This is a genomic window from Paenibacillus catalpae (assembly GCF_900112695.1).
Lineage (GTDB): Bacteria > Bacillota > Bacilli > Paenibacillales > Paenibacillaceae > Pristimantibacillus > Pristimantibacillus catalpae.
The window spans coordinates 270,762-290,296 of sequence record NZ_FOMT01000002.1 but is presented as its reverse complement, the minus strand read 5'-3'; the positions used below and the strand labels follow the sequence as shown (position 1 = coordinate 290,296).

General features: G+C 50.0%; 16 protein-coding genes. 2 read left to right on the top strand and 14 right to left on the bottom strand.

The genetic code is table 11. The features are described 5' to 3' along the window. Positions 1–43 precede the first annotated feature (43 nt). Positions 44–1,207 carry an MFS transporter gene (locus BM200_RS09020; protein WP_091184147.1) on the bottom strand — a complete coding sequence of 388 codons (1,164 nt, stop codon included), beginning with the start codon at positions 1,205–1,207 and terminating at the stop codon, positions 44–46. Positions 1,208–1,358: 151 nt separating this feature from the next. Between BM200_RS09020 and BM200_RS09015 the strand changes: the two genes are divergently transcribed. Next, complete coding sequence (locus BM200_RS09015; RefSeq protein WP_091184144.1) at positions 1,359–1,697, top strand: winged helix-turn-helix transcriptional regulator; 339 nt, start codon at positions 1,359–1,361, stop codon at positions 1,695–1,697. Positions 1,698–2,139: 442 nt separating this feature from the next. Here BM200_RS09015 and BM200_RS09010 read toward each other — a convergent pair whose 3' ends face one another. From BM200_RS09010 to BM200_RS08995, 4 genes are read right to left on the bottom strand one after another with little or no spacing between them, the layout of a single operon-like run. Then, on the bottom strand, positions 2,140–3,435 hold the full coding sequence (locus BM200_RS09010; RefSeq protein ID WP_091184143.1) for a GerAB/ArcD/ProY family transporter: 1,296 nt from the start codon (positions 3,433–3,435) through the stop codon (positions 2,140–2,142). A 1-nt stretch (position 3,436) separates the two neighbouring features. Beyond that, on the bottom strand, positions 3,437–3,670 hold the full coding sequence (locus tag BM200_RS09005; protein WP_091184140.1) for a hypothetical protein: 234 nt from the start codon (positions 3,668–3,670) through the stop codon (positions 3,437–3,439). A 1-nt stretch (position 3,671) separates the two neighbouring features. Continuing rightward, a complete protein-coding gene (locus BM200_RS09000) occupies positions 3,672–4,850 on the bottom strand; it encodes a Ger(x)C family spore germination protein (RefSeq protein ID WP_091184138.1) in 1,179 nt (392 codons plus the stop codon). A 29-nt stretch (positions 4,851–4,879) separates the two neighbouring features. Then, on the bottom strand, positions 4,880–6,409 hold the full coding sequence (locus tag BM200_RS08995; protein ID WP_091184135.1) for a spore germination protein: 1,530 nt from the start codon (positions 6,407–6,409) through the stop codon (positions 4,880–4,882). Positions 6,410–6,537: 128 nt separating this feature from the next. On the opposite strand from BM200_RS08995, the gene BM200_RS29950 reads away from it, so the two are divergent. Next, positions 6,538–6,681 carry a DUF6254 family protein gene (locus BM200_RS29950; protein WP_175532803.1) on the top strand — a complete coding sequence of 48 codons (144 nt, stop codon included), beginning with the start codon at positions 6,538–6,540 and terminating at the stop codon, positions 6,679–6,681. A 559-nt stretch (positions 6,682–7,240) separates the two neighbouring features. On the opposite strand, the gene BM200_RS08990 is transcribed toward BM200_RS29950, so the two are convergent. The 9 genes from BM200_RS08990 to BM200_RS08950 form a co-directional block, all read right to left on the bottom strand. Then, positions 7,241–8,143: a carbohydrate ABC transporter permease gene (locus BM200_RS08990; protein ID WP_091184134.1), complete on the bottom strand. Its 903-nt coding sequence runs from the start codon at positions 8,141–8,143 to the stop codon at positions 7,241–7,243. Positions 8,144–8,217: 74 nt separating this feature from the next. Then, a complete protein-coding gene (locus BM200_RS08985) occupies positions 8,218–9,180 on the bottom strand; it encodes an ABC transporter permease (RefSeq protein WP_091184131.1) in 963 nt (320 codons plus the stop codon). Between the two features lie 81 nt (positions 9,181–9,261). Continuing rightward, the gene (locus BM200_RS08980; protein ID WP_091184128.1) at positions 9,262–10,983 is read right to left on the bottom strand and encodes an ABC transporter substrate-binding protein; all 1,722 of its coding nucleotides are present in this window, start codon (positions 10,981–10,983) and stop codon (positions 9,262–9,264) included. A 91-nt stretch (positions 10,984–11,074) separates the two neighbouring features. Next, the gene (locus tag BM200_RS08975) at positions 11,075–12,634 is read right to left on the bottom strand and encodes a response regulator transcription factor (protein ID WP_091184125.1); all 1,560 of its coding nucleotides are present in this window, start codon (positions 12,632–12,634) and stop codon (positions 11,075–11,077) included. A gap of 18 nt (positions 12,635–12,652) precedes the next feature. Then, positions 12,653–14,455, bottom strand: coding sequence for a sensor histidine kinase (locus BM200_RS08970; protein ID WP_091184123.1), 1,803 nt, complete (start codon positions 14,453–14,455; stop codon positions 12,653–12,655). Further along, complete coding sequence (locus tag BM200_RS08965; protein ID WP_091184121.1) at positions 14,433–15,983, bottom strand: response regulator; 1,551 nt, start codon at positions 15,981–15,983, stop codon at positions 14,433–14,435. The genes BM200_RS08970 and BM200_RS08965 overlap by 23 nt, the downstream gene beginning before the upstream one ends. Positions 15,984–16,168: 185 nt before the next feature. Then, positions 16,169–17,545: an AraC family transcriptional regulator gene (locus BM200_RS08960; protein WP_091184118.1), complete on the bottom strand. Its 1,377-nt coding sequence runs from the start codon at positions 17,543–17,545 to the stop codon at positions 16,169–16,171. Between the two features lie 79 nt (positions 17,546–17,624). Next, positions 17,625–18,365: a GTP cyclohydrolase II gene (locus BM200_RS08955; protein WP_091184115.1), complete on the bottom strand. Its 741-nt coding sequence runs from the start codon at positions 18,363–18,365 to the stop codon at positions 17,625–17,627. A gap of 66 nt (positions 18,366–18,431) precedes the next feature. Then, positions 18,432–19,355 carry a hypothetical protein gene (locus tag BM200_RS08950; RefSeq protein ID WP_091184113.1) on the bottom strand — a complete coding sequence of 308 codons (924 nt, stop codon included), beginning with the start codon at positions 19,353–19,355 and terminating at the stop codon, positions 18,432–18,434. Positions 19,356–19,535: the final 180 nt, after the last annotated feature.

The following is a 19,535-nucleotide window of genomic DNA, read 5'->3' as shown; positions in this document are numbered from 1 at the left end:
GGAATCCGGCCCCCCCTGAAACTCAGATTGGTTTCTTGACAATCTAAGTTTCAGGGTGACGGATTCCCTTTTTGATTTGACTGACATTGCGCTGAATGAGCAAGCCGCAGCATGCCCCGATGAAGGATAATGCCGACATACAGGCATAGAGTGCAGGTCCCCCTATCCAATCGAACAGCCATCCGCCAACCGTTGAGGAAATGATGCTCGATATACCAAACAGCAGCATCGCGAGAATCGTTTGTCCGGTGGCTTTCCATTGCTCCGGAATTAACGTGTACAGATATTGAATGGATGCCGCATAGAACAGCACGAAGGAAACTCCCTGCAGGAGCTGCAGCCCCACTATCGCAACCGGATGATCCCACCAGGCAGAAAGCGCAAAGCGGAGTACATAAAAGCCTGCAGCAATCGAAATGACCAGCAGCTCTTTGCCCGGCTTGATGAAGCGGTGAATCAGCGCAAAGAACGCAACCTCCACCAGCGTCATAATGAACCAGGCCATGCCAACCATCCCTACCCCGCCGCCGAGGCTCTGTACGTATAAGCCTACATAGCTGTCATTCATCCGATGAGGAATCGCAATCAGAAGCACTAACAGCAGAAACTGTACGGTTCGTCTATCCTGGAAGAAGGGCACCATATCCATCCAGGCTACGGGTTTCCCTGTCGCCGGAGTTTCCGGCAGCATGGCGCAAAGCAGCAACGTAACGATTCCATAGATGCCATACATATACGCGAAGCTGCCCATCCCGTATTGATCCCCAATGTACCCTATTATATAGGAAGCAACTGCATAACCAAGCGCGCCATACATCCGGACGGAACCAAAGCTGACACCTGCTCTTTCCGCGATACGGTAATTCATGCTCTCCGTTAATGGATCGGCTGGCATCAGGAAGAAATACATCATGGCCGTCAGCGCAAAAGCTGCGGGCATAAGCGATACCGAGAACAGCACCATCCCAAGACAAATAGACGCAGCCAGCAAAATGAGCAGCACAACTTTGACCGTTTTATATCGATCACTGATCATCCCCCACAAAGGCTGGGAGACCACGCCAATTATGCTTCCAGTCCCTAAAATGATGCCAATCTCGGAAGCGGTCATCCCCTTCTCGGCAAAGTATATCGGCAGGAAGGAAAGGAACATCGCGAACATGGAGAAATAAAAGAAATTATACCCTCTAAGCAAATAGAGCTTCATACCTTCCATCCCTTCACTAAATCTGAACCCATCATACCTTATTTAAATGAAGGAATGAAATTAATAACAGTGCTGTTTTTTAATTTCTTATTTCTATTATATATACTATACTGAAGGTAACTTTGGATCGTTAGGAAAGAAAGGAGCTTTAATGATCATGAACGCGAATAATTACATTCCGAAAGAACCTGTTACAATTGAATGCAATATCGAGAAGACGCTGGATGTTATCGGCGGCAAATGGGCATTTCTTGTGATCAGAGAGCTGTTCTGCGGTACAAGAAGATTCGGCGAGCTGCAGCGCCTGATTCCGGCGGTCAGCCCTCGCGCGTTGACAACGACACTCCGTCACCTGGAGGAAAAAGGGGTGCTGGAGCGGCACGTATTCCCGACCGTTCCCGTTACAGTTGAATATACGCTTACGCCAAAAGGCGAGGATTTGCATCATATCCTGAAGCAAATGAAGCTGTGGGCAGCGAAGTGGACCTAACAATTTCTTACTTTTACTTGCTTTATCTGGCGAATACGTTTATACTAAAAAAGTTGTGTTATATTTAACCCCTGTATATCCCTCCAAAAACAGAAAAATTTCATGAATTCCTCGAATTAGATTTTTCTTTTTCTGTTAATTCCAATCCTTACGAACAGTAAGAACTTTGATTCACACTGGCGCGGTCTAGGAGCCGCAAGGACGGAAGAGAGGCAGGGCTTTCGTTGTTTTAAAGTATGCTTACAAGCTGCTTTGTCCGTTACACAAAGCAACCCAAAAGTATGCGCAAGATGAGCATCTCACACAAAATCTTGTTGCAATTAACAAGGGATATGAACCACGCGGCCAGCATGATGCTGTATGAAGTACAAGTACTGCCGCCAAGGTTAAATATACGTTACACAAATCAGCGGCACCCTAATCAGGGTGCCGCTATCCATTTCTATACCTTTCCGCGAATCCCGGTAGTGTACTCTTTTATACTCAAAAATACACACAGCACAAGGAAAATGACGAACAGACTCGCACAGATACTGCCGTAATAACCCCGCTGATTCCCGACCAATGCACCCGAGATTATCGTTGCTATCCCTCCCGCAAGCGTCAGCCACACCCCAATACTGTAACCGGATGCTTTCATATCGGAAGGTATACTTTTCTTCTTCCGAACCCCAAGCCCAATAAATAAGCCCGCAAGGAACAGGATCTGTACACCAACCGATATCGGCAGGAGGCCAAATGCATAGAACACCGATACTTCATCCGTATTATCGAAAGTAATGGCCGACAGGATCGTGATTACAATGCCCATCGGCAGATTGATAAAGTCGAATTTTTTCTGCTTCGTGTAGGAAGCAATCCCCGTCAAAACCGCAATATACAGGGCCGCGTACTTAATGAGGAGCACCGGGACGAACATGGAGATCAGGAATAAGTCAATCCTGTCCAGGAAATCAGTAATATGAATCTGCTGCACGAGAATCCAGCCGATATACAGCATCCGTGAGGAGAGAATCGGACTAATGACGCTGACCACGCAAAATAACCAAATCGTAAGCATAAACGCGGAGTAAATCACGCCCATTTTCATCGCAATATAAATATCCCGCGGTCTTCTCACATGATGAAGAAAGGCTCCAAAGATGATAAGATCCGTGAAAGAGCCAAACGCAAGTATTCCGCCTTTTAGCGGCTGGAATATACCGCTGCTAAGTGATGGCTTGAGCTTGTTCATATCAATCTCATTAAGCAGGAACATCGGAGTTAACATGTAGAGGGCCAGAAATAAAGAGACAAACACCACGTTTGTCCGAAACAAATGCTCCATGGAGCCTCCTGCATAATAGACAAGCAGAAGCATCGTCATAAGCAGAATATAGATTTGAGGCGTCCGCAGCAGAATGGAGGAACTGAAGAAATCACTGTAGATCCGAAGCTGACTGATTAAATCCATCGATAGATAGACAATCAAGATCCCGTTAAGCAGTCCCCCTAACCATTTGCCGCAGGCGTGCTGCATGATTTCGTACATATTTTTGCCAGGACTAAAGCGAGCCAGCCTCCACATCAGATAAGCCATTCCGATCCCATACGGGATCGGAAAAAGATAGGCGTACCAGGCATCTTGTTCAGCAGCCATCGTAATGGCTGTCGGCATTGTATTCATATTGGAAGCAATAAGCAGTGATCCAACCAGCAGTGCCATCTGCAGTGCGGATACTTTCATGCGGTCTTGCATATTAGCCCCCCTGTCCTCTCATCAGATTATACATCCCCATCACCATTTCCCGTATGATAGTGACATTCAGGATGGAGTAAGCTTTATAATTAACGCAGAAGATAATTAACACGGCAATTAATCCTACTATGGTGAAATACAACACCTTGCTTGATGTATTCTTCATGTGCTTCCATTTGACAACGGTTGTACCGATGAGAAGAAGGATCGTTAGTGTAATAAATCCGATGTCCATCCTACTGATCCTTCCTTCCCAGGTTCTCGCTGCTCATGCCAAACCGATAAAGGTTAGCCTTTGCCGTCACTTCGAACTTCATCTCCGGGAAAATCGTCTCCCAATCCTTGCGGTATTGTTTGGTCCAGATTTGAGGGTAAGCACGGTACGCATGCAGGCCAAAACCGATGGCGTCGCTATTACTCTGCTGCATCTTCTTAATAGCAAGCTTGATATTATCTTCCACACGCTGTGAAACGATTTGCTCAATTTGCTTGCGCGTCTCGTAGTCGTCGTAATTCCTATTCGGATCAAGGTCCTCATTCACGCTTGCTTTGACCATCGAGTGAATACGGAAGGACAACTCCCCGTTCTTCATTACAGGCTTAATCTTGATATCAGCCTCCGTAATCGCTACCGTCAAAAAGTTGCCCGCATCATTAAACGTTTCATCATATTTACGGAATGAATGATTAAGCAGCCGGAGACCAATCGCCGCATTCCCTTTTACTGTTCCGGTCATTTTACCGTTATGCGTCAGTACAAATCCCTCTATCAGAATATCTTCCGATTCCTGGCCTTTAATCTTCGTCTTCACTTTCTCTATGTACGGAAAAAAAGCATCCTCGCCTATAGAAATAATTTTGCCCACGACATCCTTTAAGGAGATACGAACGCTCGCTTCCGATTGAAGGAGCTCCCTCATTGACTCGGCTGAGAAGCGCTCAAGTCGTGTGTCAGCGTTAAGCACATCCTGTGCTTTGCCATCAGAAATCGCAATAAAAGCGGTTAACCGGTTTTCCGGTGTACGTGTAACCCCATCGAAGATAGTGTCTACTCCTTCCTCCCTTGCCAGCTGTTCACCGATGATGATGACACGCCGATGGCCGAAAAACAGATGTCTCGGCAATTGGAATTGAAGCTTTGAGACTGCTTCGCGGACGGTATTGCCTGTTTCGGTCTTGATCGTAAACGGCTTTTGCCCGCCTGAACCGCCTCCACCGCCAGCGCTGCTTCCCATATTGCCCGGCAGCGGAATAAGCACACTAACCCGGATACTATCTCCTTCTTTATCTATTGCACTGGCCAGTACAAACGCGACGTCATTAATCTCGCGGCGGTCCCAGCAGCCCGTAAGAATGAGGAGCATCCCCATACACATGCTTATGGAAAGCACACGCCATACTTTACTCATTTTCATAGCTGTATTCGATACTCCTCTCTGCTTGATCAGGACTGTGGGCGCTGACGGCGGACATTTCGGTTACCCAAATATTTCGGCCGCTTGTTCATCTTCCACCAAGGCGCGCGGACCATAACATCTTTTAGATCGGAAACCTCAAGCGGCGTAACAGGGGCAAGATAAGGAACCCCAAATGTCGTGATCTTCGATAAATGCCCTACAATAACCATGACGCCAATCATAATGCCAAGCAGCCCGAATACAGAAGCCAGCAGCATTAATGGAAAGCGCAGCATCCGTATCGAAATGGAAGCATTGTAACGAGGGAGTGTAAATGAAGCAATCCCCGTCATGGACACAACGATAACCATCGCTGCCGAAACGATGCCTGCCTGAACGGCCGCCTGTCCGACAACCAGCGCACCCAAAATACTGACCGCTTGACCAACGATCCGGGGAAGCCGGACGCCCGCTTCCCGCAGGGCTTCAAAGGCAAGCTCCATAATGAGAGCTTCTACCACAGCCGGAAAAGGGATCGCTTCCCGTGAAGCCGCAATACTTAGCAGCAGATTCGTAGGAATCATTTCCGGATGATACGTTGAAACCGCAATATATAAAGCTGGTGATAACAACGCGAAAAACAGACTGATTAGCCTGAGCCACCGCAATAAGGTGGAAGCCATAAAACGCTCATAATAATCCTCGCTGGCTTGCAGCCATTGCCAGAATCCAAAAGGAGCTATCAAAGCAAATGGAGTTCCATCAACCATAATAGCAACACGTCCTTCCAGAATAGCTGCCGCTACCGTATCTGGACGCTCCGTTGTTTGCACCTGCGGAAAAGGCGAATAGCCCTGATCTTGAATAAACTCCTCGATATAGCCGCTTTCCAGTACGCCGTCGATCCTGATGTCGCTTAAGCGGTTCTCCACTTCTTCCAGCAGCCTTGGATCGACAATTCCAGCCATATAGGTAAGTATGACATTCGTTTGGGTCTCCGTACCGATTACGAAGGACTTCATCTTTAACCGGGGAGACTTGATCTTGCTTCGCACAAGGGATGTATTCGTGCGAAGATGCTCATTAAAGCCCTCCCTTGGCCCCCTTACGACGGTTTCCGTCTCCGGCTCGGCCACGCTGCGCCGTATTCCGCCGCGAAGCCCCAGGCATACCGCTGTATCCTGCCCGTCTACAAACAGAACACTGTCGCCTGATAAAAGATTGGTCAGGAGCTCTTTAAAAAACTGGATTTTCGAAGCCTGGGCAACGGGAAGCGTCTGCTCGGTAATTTGATCAACGGTAAAAGCGTTGCCCTCGAGTATCATCAGCGCCTTTAATGCATCATCAACGGCACTAGTTGTTACCATACCGTCAACGTAACAAAGCATCGCTTTCGGACCGTTCTCGATTTCGAATTTACGGAGAACAATATCCGAGCTGTCCTTGAACAACTCCTCCATAATTTTGTTGTTCTCGTCTATGGTTGATCGAATGGGAACGTCCTCGAATTGATCAATTGAGTGATGATCCAATCGCCCTTCGGGCAAGCTTTTGGCTTTTTTCGCTTTCGTCGGCATTGTTGTCACCACCGTTCATTATTAGAGGTTATCATTTCCTAAATCGCCTAAATTATGATGACCGTTATCTTCTGCATGATTCACCGCTTAAAACGCCAACCTATTGCTTATGAAGGGAGGTAATAACCATGACATCGCCAAAAAACCGACGCGAGAACGCCTGGCGCCAGCGCAAGCATTCGCAGCATCCGACACATGGCAAAGTGAAATCATTCGAGGAATTAAGCAAAGAAGTTGGCCGTAATAATCCTAATAATGTAGAGATTTACTAAGGTGAGTGTGTTAGCTGTGCGGGAACGCTTTGGTTGAAGGTAACAGCCACTGCGCGGAAATAACGTCCTTCCGATCGCTGTTGCCCCCCAATTTCTTCGATTGTAGCCAGTACGGCAGTCAGATGACCCTGACTGCCGTATTGTACTACCTGCTGTAAGGCTGAAATCAGCCTTTCACACCCTGCAAACCTACCCCAACAAGCTCTGTTAGGCTGTTTTCAGCCTCTCAGGTGGAGACTAGAGGCACCTCGGCCATGTTTCAGCTTTTTAATCAAGTTCAGTAAGCTTCGAAACTGAGCTGAAGTCCTTTATTAAACAAAAAAGGTTAAAAGGCAAAAGGAGCATTTCGAATGATTCTGGAGAAGCGGCAGTATATGCTTCCGAAGCAGCTTTCTTTCAGAAAGCTTTTAGCGTTCGCTTTTGCTCGAGGATTCCAACGATCTTCGTTGATTCAAGGAAATCTCGAGCAATGGCGATCGGAAGAACATTTCAAATGCGTAGTTTGCCTCTTTAACCAAAAAAAGACCACCCTTTTAGGATGGTCCAATTCGCGTGATGCTTATTCTTTTACGCTGCCGAGCTGCATGCCGACAACAAAGTATTTTTGCAGGAACGGGTATACGATCAGGATAGGCACGGATGCGACAATCGTGATTGCTGCGCGGATCGAGAGGGGCGTGACCATCGCTTTGGCCGCGTTTGGATCGGCACCGTTCTGAAGCGCCGGATTGCTGTTCGAGTTCATCGCCGACGAGAGAAGCTTCATCAGCTCGTATTGGAGCGTGCTGAGCTCCTGCTTCGAGGAGGTGAACAGGAACGTGTCGAACCAGGAGTTCCATTGTCCTACTGCTACGAACAGCGCGACCGTTGCCAGCACCGGCTGGCACAGCGGAAGAATGACCTGCATGAAGATACGGAAATCGCCTGCCCCGTCCACTTTGGCCGATTCAATCAAGCTCTCGGACAATGTCCCGATATAGGTACGGATAACGATCATGTTAAAGGCGCTGACCAGGCCGGGAACAATATAGACCAGGAAGTTATTCAGCAGGTGAAGATCCTTGATCAGGAAGTAATACGGGATCAGTCCCGCGTTAAAATACATCGTCATGACGATCATAATCGTAATCGGCTTACGGAAAGCATATTCCTTCCGGCTGACGGTATACGCCAGCATCGTAGTAAGGAACAGGCTGAGCACCGTTGCCAATATCGTACGGGCAACCGAGATGTAGAATGCGTTAAACACGGTTCCTGTAATGAATACTGCCTTGTAGTTCTGAAGGGTCCACATTCTCGGCCAAATATAGATGCCGCCCCGAATCGTATCAAGCCCCGCGTTAAAGGATACGGCAAGCGTATTCAAGAAGGGGTAGAGTGTAACAACGGCCAGCATAATCATGATAATTGCATTCACTGTATTAAATACCGCTGGCTCAAGCTGAACTGTTCTTTTTCTCATGTTATCCCCCTAACACTTTAATAGCCTAGTTTGGGCTATTAATGATAATTGTTGCATCGTAAGCATAAGCCTAATCAAATAAGCCTTTCTTCGCCGAACCGCTTCGCTAGCGTATTGGCCGCATAGATGAGCGTGATGCTGACAACCGTCTTGAATATGCCGGCTGCGGTAGCCAGCGAGTAGTTGCCCTGCTTGAGCCCGTATTTCAGTACGAAGATATCAATCGTCTCCGACCAGTCGACAACAACGCCATTACCAAGCAAATACTGCACTTCAAAGCCCGCTTCCAGAATCCAGCCCAGGTTCATGATGAGCAAAATAATAACGATAGACTTGATGCCCGGGAGTGTTATATACCACATCTTATGGTAACGGTTAGCTCCGTCGATCTCTGCCGCCTCGTACAGCGAGGGATCAATAGAGGTAATCGCCGCCAAATAGATGATTGCATTCCAACCGACTTCTTTCCAAACATGCGATGCGCCAACAATGCCCCAGAAATATTTAGGTTCGCTAAGCCACAGGATTGGTTCATGAATAAAGCCCAGCTTCATGAGTACCTCATTAACGATACCGCCATCTACGGATAGCGAACTTGCAACGATCCCCGTAACGATAATCCACGACAGAAAATGCGGCAAATACGAAATCGTCTGAATCGAACGCTTGAACAGCTTGTTCTTCACTTCATTTAACAATATCGCAAAGACAATCGCCGTTACGAATCCCAGCACCATATTAATGGCGCTCATGCCAATCGTATTGCGAAGAACTCGCAGAAAGCCTTCATCGGTAAACAGGAACTTGAACTGCTTTAAACCTACCCACTCCTGCTGTGCAAAAGATTTGGCCGGCTTGTAATTCTGAAAAGCCATCGTCCATCCCCAAATCGGGTAATACGAGAAGAGCATGACATAAATGAGTACGGGCAGCGACATCCACATCAGCTGACCCTGGTTTTTGAACCGCCTGGATTTGCGGGTCTTCTTCGGCTGGACAGCCGCCTCTAAAGCTAATGCATCAACGGGTTTCGCCATCTCTCTTCCTCCACTCCAAAGATAAAGCGGAAGGCATGAGGCAGTCTGCTTCATCCCTTCCGCTTTCTGCTGCTTAATGTCTTATTGGGCCGACCAGTTCTGGATACGCCATTGGATCTGCTCGTTAATGCGGTCCTCGTAAGCTTTCACGTTGATTTTCTTATACTCGTCCACGTAGTCCTGCCATACTTTATCGAATTGATCCGGTTTCGACATAATCGCGCGAGGCAAGAATTTGAGAGACGCATCCGTCATCTTCTTATTGGCGATCGAAGCATCTGAACCGTCAATCAGGTCGATCTGCCAAGCCGGGTAGTAAACCGGGTTATCTGGCGGTGCCGAGAAGAAATCGGTCCATGTTTTATGTCCGTAGGCGGACAGTACTTCTTTGTCGACATCTTTCAGGCTGTCATAGAACTCTTGCGGGTCGCCGCCCGGTGATGTTGCATTGCCGTCGCTCAGCGTACCTTCAATTTTAGGCAGGTAAGTGAAGATGCCGTTGCCGAGATTAGCCAGTTTCCATGCCGGGTCATCATATTGTGTACGCTGCTCAGGCGTCCGTGTATATTTGCCGTCTGCCCCAACTTGATAGTCAACGCCTTCTTCGCCCCAAGTGAACATCTTCTGATATTTCTCGTCCATCAGTTGTTCAAGCGCCTGAATGATGCGCTTAGGATCCTTCGCGTCAACGGAAATACCAAAGCCGTTGTTTAAGTTGATAACAGCACGGTCACGATAGTAGTCTTTAATGCTTGTGTCATAAACAAGCGGGATTCCTACATAAGTGCGTTCCGATTTGTTTTGTGTATTCAAGGAGTCTTCAGCGGTTTGGAAGTTCCAGTGCTGGTCGAACATACCAAGCACGCTGCCTGTGGTCAGCTTCGCCAGATACTGGTCATAGTTTTGCGTGAAGGCTTCTTTGTCCATCAACCCTTCGTTGTACAGGGCGTTCAGCTCTTTGTAATACGTTTTCGAAATATCCTTGTCGGCAAATACGCTGGCCACGCCGTTATCGACAATTACGCCGCCGTCATTCGGATGTCCTGTCAGATGCTCTGGAGCATTAAGCAGGCCAAATGTCCGCCAGTCCGAAGCAAGAGTCGTAAAGCCAATCGTTTTCTGACCGTCGATCTCCGGATATTTCGCTGCATATTGACGAATCAGGTCCATGTATTCATCAAGCGTTTGAAGCTTTGGATAGCCAAACTCCTTCAGAACGGCCTTTTGAATCCAGAATGCCGGACCGCTGTACCAGGTTTCATTCACCTCGCCTTGGTAAGCGCCGTAGTTCGGCAGCCAGTAAATATGACCGTCGGAAGGATCCTTCATCCGATTCCAATATTTTGCGTAGTGCTCTTTCAGCTTAGGAGCATATTGCTCAATGAGATCTTCAAGCGGAATAACCGCACCGGCCGATACGAGCTTCGGATCCGCCGTGATCAGGTCCGGATAGTCGCCGCCGGCAATCATAACGCCCAGCTTTTGCTCCAGATCGCCAACCAGGAATTCCTGTTTGAACGTAATGCCAAGCTCATCTTTTATGGCCTTGAACAGTTTGTTATCCGGAGTTGGCGCTTGACCTGGCGCACCCATAAACGCTGAAATTTCAATCGGCTTAAGCGCTTCTTCCGTAGCTTCCGGACTTGCTGCATTGCCGCTGTTAGTAGCTGCATTAGACGGTGCAGCAGATGCGTTGCTGTTCCCGTTATTGCTGCCGCCGTTGCTGCAGGCAGCAAGCGTCATGCTCAAGGCAACCGCAACGGCCATGGATGTCAATAATGGTTTTTTTCCTTTAACCCCCATTTGCTTCTCCTCCTACGAATTGTGTGCTTGCTTCTTCATTATGAAGCAGATGTATGCGTTTACATCATAATCAGAGTTAAGCATTATCCCCCTATGATTTAAGGTCCATTATTGTTTTTTTATACTCGGCGAGCTTCATCCCGTACCGCTTCTCGAATTGCTTCAAGAAGTGCTGATAGCTGCAGTAGCCAAGGCCCTCCGCAAGTGCTGCCCCTGAAATCTCCTGTTTATGAAGCTGCTCCTTCGCCTCATCCATGCGCAGACGATGAATATACTCGTGAATGCTGACCCCGTATTTCCGCGTAAAGGCTTGCCCCAGATAGACCGGGTTCATATAATAAATCTCCGCGATCTCCTTCACCGTTATGGACTCGCGGTAATGCTGGCGCAAATACTCTTCTACCTTGGCGATCGTCCCTCCTTGCTGCCTGTTGCGAAGAGCGGACAGTTCCTCTCGGCACAACAAGCAAAAGGAAAGCAGGAAGGCTTGCAGCTTGAGCAACGAATGCTCATGCGCTCCAATAAGCGGAGAGCCGGTACGTTCAAGCAGTTGCTCCGCATCTCCGCCAAGCTCTTTGCAGATGCCGGAGCATTGCACCATAATATGCGTCGAGAAAGCCGAGATCAGGGAAGGCATCGTCATCTGCCTGGCAAAATGATCGAAGATCCGCTGCAGGCGCTCGATGATTTGCTGCTCATCATTCGTTTCAACGGCCTCTATGATCCCTTCTGCCGCTTCCCACAAATGCGAATCATATCCAAAGTCCTGTTCTTTAATATCCTCGTAATAGAGAGGTTTCTGCCTCCGGTCAAAAAAGAGGTACGCGCTTGCTTGCAGCATATGGCGGTAAGAGCTGCTTAAGTCGTCCGGCTCATTCACGGCGCTGCCGACGACTAAGCTGAAGCTTCCGCTCATAGCTTTACGAAGCCGTCCGTAGACAAGCTCCGCGAGCTCACGCACGGCCGACTTGCTGTCATCCCGCAGCATGCAGGCCAAGCCAAAGGAGGCCAGCTCCTGCTCTACTATATAACCCACTGATCCGGACATACCGGATTCCGTTTCCAACATCTCCTGGGCCGCTTCAATCGCATTAGCCAGCTCTGATTCATCCAGCTCCACGCGCATATACACCCAGCCCTTGACACCTTCGGAAATACGTTCAATAGAGCCCTGCTCTGTCTCGGATAGTTCCTCGCCGCGGATCAGCGCGAGCAGAGCCCGGCGCTGCGCATACCGCTCCGTATGCCGGACGGCCTGCCTCTTCCGGGTCTCTTCTTCCAGAACTTTATTTAAACTCTCGAGCACTTCATCCGCTTCGTCGCTCATAATCGGTTTCGTCAAATAATGAGAGACGCCAAGCTGAAGTGCTCTTCGTGCATATTCGAAATCGCTGTAACCGCTCATCACCACAAACTTCGTCTGCATATGGCCTTCCAGCCTCATCTGCTCAATCAGCTCTAATCCGTCCATCGAAGGCATGCGAATATCGGTAACAACCAAGTCGGGCTTCGATTGGCGGATGACCCGGGCCGCTTCCTCCCCATCCCCGCATACGGATTCGACCGCAAATCCGTTCTTCTCCCAATCAATCAATAATTGGAGCCCTTCAATGGCAAAAGGTTCATCATCAACAAGCAGGACACGGTACATCTTGCTCCCCCTTTCGATTTACGAGGCGGCACCCGGCTTCGCCTGGGCTTGCTCGAGCTGCTGAAGCGGTATCTGGTAGCTTACGGTGAGTCCGCCTTCCGGGCCGCTCATCATCCGAAACTGTACGCTTTCGTGGTAGAAAAGCTCGAGTCTGCGGTACACATTGCGCAGACCGACATGACCTTCCATCCCCTGCTCCGAACGTACAGCCTGCTGCAGCCGGTCAAGCACCGCCTGATCCATGCCAATTCCGTTATCCGATACGGAGACGGTTAAGCCCCGTTCGGACATCCGGGCTTCGATCCGGACGATCCCTCCGCCCTTAATCGCCTGCAGCCCATGCTTGCAGGCATTCTCGGCAAGCGGCTGAATGCTCATGATCGGCACCTTAATCTCGCTGGCATGCGGGTCGATATCAACAACATAATCAAACCGTTCACCGAACCGGAACTTCTCAATCTGCAGATACATGAGCGTGAACTGCAGCTCTTCCTTCAACGGCACCAGGTCATCGGCCCGTCTGAGCAGTCTTCGGAGAAGAAGCGACAGGCTTTTAATAATTTCCGTAACATCCTTGTAGCCGTTTTTCGTCGCCACAACGAGCAGAGCATTAAGCGTATTAAACAGGAAATGAGGATTCATCTGGCTTTGAAGCATATTCATCTCCATCCGTACCCGCTCGACCTCAAGACTCTTCTGATGAATTTCCAGCTTATAGACATCATTAATGAGCATGTTAATCTTCATCGTCATCACATTGTAGGCATTAATAAGGCCGCCAATCTCATCTTTTCCTTCCGGCAGCATCACCTGGTCGAAGCGCTCATTGCGTACGCGGTCCATATGGCGGGCCAGCTTCTTGATCCGGTAGTGGTAGGAACGGAGCATAACGAAAATAAGAAGGGAAGGAATAAGCGTGCTAATAACCGCGAGCCATAGGATCGACCGCCTCGATTCGTCCAGGAGACCGGTAATCCGGTCATTATTTGCCCGTCCGACCAGCTTCCAGCCCTGCACGTAGCTGACCGTTCCAAGGTTCGAGACAAAGACATCGCCCGAGCCCCATTCCGCCGTATCCGCGGCATGGACGGGCCTATTGCGGTCCCCCGTTTCGGCGACGATCTCATTATGCTCATTCACCAGCTGCAGGCCCAGGCTGTCGCTTTCCCTGCTCAAAATATCGTAAATTTTGTCCACATTCAGATCGACCCGAAGGAACTTCCGATAATCCGGCTTTACAATGCTGAAGCCTTGATCCATATCGCTGATGACACTCATTTTTTTGGAGGGGCCTGCCGTTGTCCCTGACGTTTCGGTATAAGCGACTACGCGAAAAGCATGACCCGGCTCTCTCAGCAGCGGTTGCAGCCATGGGCTGTTTTCTTCCGCCTGGTTGATGACATAATAATTGCTTCCGGTCTGAATGGACCGGTTGTACGTGTAGATCCGGATTTCCAGGATGTTCGGGTAAACGGGCATATAGCGCTTCAGCTTGTTGCGCAGTACGCTGTCGTAGCTTTCATAGGAAGAGACGGGGCTGTCATACGTTTTGTCCAATACTTCATTCAGCGAATCGTCGCCTTCGATCGAGTGGCTGACCGCGACGCTTTCGTCGATCATGCTGTGCAGCTCCGCCGCTGCGCGGTCCATCGACTTGCGCAAATTCTCTTGCTCGCGTATCCGGATATTATCCGAGTTCTGCTGATAGAAAAAAACGTTGATGCCGATAATCGGGATGAGGATGCATAACACGTAGATCATAAGGAATTTCAGATTCAGGGGAATATCGTTGATTTTATTAGAAAATAGCCGGTTCATCATCGCGCCAATCACCTTTTTGATTCGATTTGTAAGCCGAGGGCGATACTTTCGTAAGTGATTTAAAGACAGAGCCGAAATATTCCGTGCTGTGATAGCCGAGCTCACTGGCAATTGCGGATACCTTCAGATCAGTCCGAAGCAGCAGCTTCTTCGCTTCCTTAATCCGCAGGAGATGCATGTAATCATTAAAGCAATAACCGGTCACCCGTTTGAATTGCTGGCCCAAATAAACCGGATTGAGCCGGAACAGCTCCGCCAGTTCTTTAAGCTGCAGCTTCTCCCGGTAATGGGCAGTCACATAAGCAACAGCCTCTTGAAGCCGTCCTTCCGGACGCTTGCCATTCAGCTCTTCAATCTGCCCGGCAGCCTTCAGGCAAACCGCCGTTAACTGTTCCCGCACATTCGCCTGCCAGCCGTATTGAGGCAATAGCCAATCCGGCGGGTGTATGGGATCACCGCCAGCTTGATGATAAGCACGCAGCAGTCCGCCCTGCAAATAAGAGAGGCATGCCGCCATACTGCCAGCCGGATCGGCTGTCCCAGCAATAAACTCGGCTAGTGCATGTACAGCACTTCCTATAGCGGCAGCTTCGTTACGGTCTACGGAATTTAGCAAAGCCGCCGCCCGGCTTGCCGCATCCTCCCACCGCCACTGCACCTGTTCTTGAACCTGCTCATGCCAGCAGATACCGGACTGTCCCTTATACAAGCTTCTGCCGCGAAGCTCCAGCAGCTGCTTGTGCAATTGCCGCAGATGCTGCCAGCCCCGTGTTCTCCCGCTGACGTAAATCGAACACGACGGATATTCGCCAGCCAGCCTGGCTGCGATCATCCGAACATCCGAATCCAGCCCGGCTTCCGAGCTGTCCATTTGCCGCGACCAGACCATCAGCAATGCGGAACCTGCGGCATCCTCGAAACAGCAAATGCCTGCCGACAATCCTGCCGAAACTGCTTCAACCTCTTCCTTGCTTGGCGCAGCCGTCTTGCCGGCATCTAAGAGGAGCAGTCTTCCAGGCACATCATTAGGACAGTCCAGCAGCTGCAGCAGCGCCGAGCGCGCATGCTCACTCTCATCCTGAAGCGCCCTTGCAAATACGGTGTGCAGGGACTCTTTCTCACTCGCCAGGCTATCCGCTGCTTTACGCTGGTCCAGTGACAAGCGGAGGGAATTCAGCAGCTCATGTATCTCTTCTTCAATCAGCGGCTTCAATAAATACTGCTCAATCTGATGACGGATCGCGAACTGTGCAGCATCAAACCGTGAGTAGCCGCTGACAATTGCCGTCGTTATATGCTCAAGCCTATGGCGTTGTTTCATTTGCCTGATCAGTTCAAGTCCATCCATAACCGGCATTTGAAGATCAGTAAATACGAGATCGGGCACTTCCTGCTCCATTACCTCCAGTGCTTCCTTGCCGTCCGATACCGCCCAGCAAAGCCGGAAGCCATACTTCTCCCAATCCACCATGGTCCTCCAGCCCTCCAGCATGAACGGTTCATCATCGACGACCAGCACCTTGTACATGAGTAGCACCACCTTTCAGACGTTAACCATCTAACCCCAGTGTCACATAGGGTCAAACCATCAGCAATGCGACAGAAATATGATTTGTTGGATTATTTTAAGGTGAAATGTAAGCGTTTGCTAAAATGATGAAATTTATAACAGCCCCCGATTTCCCGAAGGCTGCTGCCAGTCTCACAAACCATTTAAGATGATTGCTCGGACAGACGGTATTTGGCGGGACTTACTCCTACCATCATTTTAAATAAACGGCTGAAGTAGGCATGATCGGTATAGCCAACCCGTTCGCCAACCTGATAGATCTTCATATTGGTCTCCCGCATCAGCCGTTTGGCCTGGCGAATCCGGATACTCGTCAAATGATGCGTGAATGTCGCCCCCGTCTGAGCGCTGAATTGCCCGCTTAAATAGTTTGACGTTACGCCAAGCCGCGTCGCCAGAGTGACTAGCGACAGCTCTTTATTCCCATACTCGGTCTCCATAATCTGCATCGCCGATCGAATAATGCGGCTGACAAATTCATAGCGGAGCAGCTTCTCATCCTCATCCCCTGCATGCCCCAGCTGGCGGAGACTGTTCCGGTACAGAGACCTGAGCTCCGATACGGTTGCCGTAATACCGCCGAACCCCAGCTTGATCGGGATGCCGAGGCGCCCTTCCAGCATTCTTTTTTTCTTCAGCACGATCTCTTCCATATTCGGTACGGAGTGTTTGGAGGTGAGTACGGCGGCATTCATGAACGGTCCGTCTTCTATAACAACTACCGTCCCAAGCTCCCTCATGTTCTCCGTCAGCTGCTCCTTCATCCAGAAGCGGTCCGTCGACTGCCAGAAAGCCTTGTCCTCAATCTGGAACGTAAACACGCCCGCCCAGCGGAAAGAAGGCAGCGTTGCCTCATCCATCTGGACATCCCGCATGTACGGCTCGGAAAATAACATCTGTACTTTCTTCTCCAGCGAGATCTGTTCGCGATGGCGTATTAACGGAACCGAATATTCGCCCTGCGGCCTGCCGTTTCTGCCCGGATGCGGCTGCGTTAAGCGTCTCGCTTCCATCGTCAGAATCAGCAGCACCTGCATGACCTTCACCCGGATGTCCAGCCGCCTGATCATGTCATTGTCCGGGTCACTTAAGCAAATCTCCATCAGCTCATCGATATGAGGCATTAACTGCAGGACAATCGGCGAGTCCGCCTGGAACAAGCGTTGCTCAATCCGCCCCAGCAAATAATATAAATCCGGATCATCCACATCCAGATGAAGGGCGAAATAAGTCATTGGCTCATTCCCGGCATTGCGGCTCTTATGAACCTCATCCGGCCGGATCAGCAGCAGATCACCTGCGTTCTGGGTATACTCTTCCCCGGACACCACTGTCAACTGTCTGCCCTGAAGCACAACATTTAACTCCAGCAGCGGATGCTGATGCTCCATGTAGGACCAGCCTTTATCAACTGTCCGCCAATGCGTGCCCACCAGCTGAAACGCGAGCCGAAAATTTTCCAGTACGATTTCACGCTTCACTTCCGGTACTTCCCCGTCCCGATTCGTCTGCCAAGTCACGTGATCTGCCCCGCTTCCAGCCCTTTTCCTTGGATTATATCACAGGACTTTCGTATTTTGGACGATACTCCCAAGACGATTACTGCTCCGGACAGCCGCTGACCAGATGGCCCGAACGGTTGATCTTGGTCTGCAAATATTTCTCGTTATACTCCGACACATCGCCCCACAGCGGAATCCGGTCGGCGACGTCAAGACCGGCGGAGCGCAGCGCATCCAGCTTGCGGGGATTATTCGTAATTAGCGTGACCGGCTTGTTCTTTGGTCTTAAGGATCGCAGTACCCGGATCGCATCGCTGTAGTTGCGGGCATCATCCACAAACCCCAAATTCAGGTTCGCCTCGACCGTATCATAGCCCTGCTCCTGCAGCAGGTAAGCCATTGCTTTACTGAACAGCCCAATGCCGCGTCCTTCATGATTCGCGAGGTAAAAGAGCGCCCCCGCCTCATGCGCCACAATCATCTTCATCGACTGATGCAGCTGGTAGCCGCAATCGCAGCGCTTGCTGCCGAATATATCTCCCGTATGACAAATGCTGTGCATCCGGATAAACGCCTCGTCGGCATGCTCGAAGTCTCCGTATACAAGCACGCTCGACTGCTGCATTTCAGCCAGGTTAGCGCCGGACAGCTTATCAATGATGTCCTCGAGTTTATCTGCTTCTTCCTTGCAGAGCAGCCAGCAGTACCAATGAAAAATAACCGTTTCGTCCTCCAAGTTAACTGGCAGCTTGATTGGGCCGACCAGATAAATCTCCCCATCCTCGCTGTCGACATGCCGGATTTTACCTTCCAGAATCGAGATAACCTTCTCATTCATGGCTCACAAACCATCCCTTCACTTCCATTATTGACCTAGGTTGCTCAAGGGCAGCGGCAGCTATGCTTATTCCCCGACTTTTATCGTAAAGGAAGTAACAAAATTATCGCCGTGACGCTGGAACTGGCCCCAAACCTTATAAAGGCCGGGAGCAGGAAACCCGGTCTCGAATATAGCTTCAGGTCCTGCCGTCTGTCCCTCCTTCGGATGGACATGAAGATAATGGTTCAGATTCTCGCTGATGATAACCACGTGCCCGGCTGCGCCGAGATACGGCTCCATATCCTGCACCGGCTTACCGGTTTTGGCGTCCTTGAAGGAGAAGGCCAGCGCAGTCTCTCGTCCGGCTTGCAGCTGACTGGTTAGCAAAGAAACCTGTGTGCCGGCCACGGTCTGAACGAGCTGCTTGTCCGGTACAAGCGGCTCTGAGGCTGCCGTCTTACCGCCAGCTTCGAATTCGGTCTCCGCTACCTGATGACTTCCACCTGCCGGGATAAAATCAGCAAACAATTTATACTTGCCGCCTTTCGGGAAGACGGTATCAACGGTAAAACGGCCCGCTCCTTGATCCACTGGATGCAGATGCTGAAACTCTGTCAGATCGCCGCTTACCGCAATGAGATGAATCTCCTTCTCGTGGTTCCTAGCAAAGCTTTTAACCGGTTGACCATGTGCATCCACTATAGCAAGCTGAATAGCTGTACGCTCGCCGGCTTGCGGCTGCTCTGGTGAGAAGCTCCATTGAACGGATGCTGCTTGCTTCTGTCCCTCTTCATGAGCATGATGATGGTGATGGGATTCGGTCTCTCTATCAGCGGTTCGGGTGCCGGCTTGACCAAAGCTTGTATGAGCAGAGGTCGCCGTATTAGAGCCGCCAGAAGCTGCCCAGCCTGTGTTGCCTGTTGTTGTATACGAAGCGGATAAGAGAACCGCCATAAGTCCAATATGTAGCGTGCGATTTCGGTTTTTTCGGTTTCGTTTTCGTTGCATGTGCCTCTGTTCGCTCCTTCCATTGTCCCTATCAATATACCCACTGCCGATATCCGATAATCACCGCCGAAAGCACAAAAAAGCCCCCAAACCCGCTGGGATGAGCGGATTTGAAGGCTTTTTAAATTTTGCGCAAGGGGCGAGACTGGGGGCTAACGGACCCCTTTTTTGTTTGGCGGA

Coding starts and splice junctions, on each gene's coding strand:
- BM200_RS08995 (WP_091184135.1), bottom strand. CDS start 6,409: ATGCCGACGAAAGCGAAAAAAGCCAAAAGCTTGCCCGAAGGGCGATTG.
- BM200_RS29950 (WP_175532803.1), top strand. CDS start 6,538: ATGACATCGCCAAAAAACCGACGCGAGAACGCCTGGCGCCAGCGCAAG.
- BM200_RS08990 (WP_091184134.1), bottom strand. CDS start 8,143: ATGAGAAAAAGAACAGTTCAGCTTGAGCCAGCGGTATTTAATACAGTG.
- BM200_RS08970 (WP_091184123.1), bottom strand. CDS start 14,455: ATGATGAACCGGCTATTTTCTAATAAAATCAACGATATTCCCCTGAAT.
- BM200_RS09020 (WP_091184147.1), bottom strand. CDS start 1,207: ATGAAGCTCTATTTGCTTAGAGGGTATAATTTCTTTTATTTCTCCATG.
- BM200_RS09005 (WP_091184140.1), bottom strand. CDS start 3,670: ATGGACATCGGATTTATTACACTAACGATCCTTCTTCTCATCGGTACA.
- BM200_RS08985 (WP_091184131.1), bottom strand. CDS start 9,180: ATGGCGAAACCCGTTGATGCATTAGCTTTAGAGGCGGCTGTCCAGCCG.
- BM200_RS09000 (WP_091184138.1), bottom strand. CDS start 4,850: ATGAAAATGAGTAAAGTATGGCGTGTGCTTTCCATAAGCATGTGTATG.
- BM200_RS08955 (WP_091184115.1), bottom strand. CDS start 18,365: ATGAATGAGAAGGTTATCTCGATTCTGGAAGGTAAAATCCGGCATGTC.
- BM200_RS09010 (WP_091184143.1), bottom strand. CDS start 3,435: ATGCAAGACCGCATGAAAGTATCCGCACTGCAGATGGCACTGCTGGTT.
- BM200_RS08980 (WP_091184128.1), bottom strand. CDS start 10,983: ATGGGGGTTAAAGGAAAAAAACCATTATTGACATCCATGGCCGTTGCG.
- BM200_RS09015 (WP_091184144.1), top strand. CDS start 1,359: ATGATCATGAACGCGAATAATTACATTCCGAAAGAACCTGTTACAATT.
- BM200_RS08975 (WP_091184125.1), bottom strand. CDS start 12,634: ATGTACCGTGTCCTGCTTGTTGATGATGAACCTTTTGCCATTGAAGGG.
- BM200_RS08965 (WP_091184121.1), bottom strand. CDS start 15,983: ATGTACAAGGTGCTGGTCGTCGATGATGAACCGTTCATGCTGGAGGGC.
- BM200_RS08950 (WP_091184113.1), bottom strand. CDS start 19,355: ATGCAACGAAAACGAAACCGAAAAAACCGAAATCGCACGCTACATATT.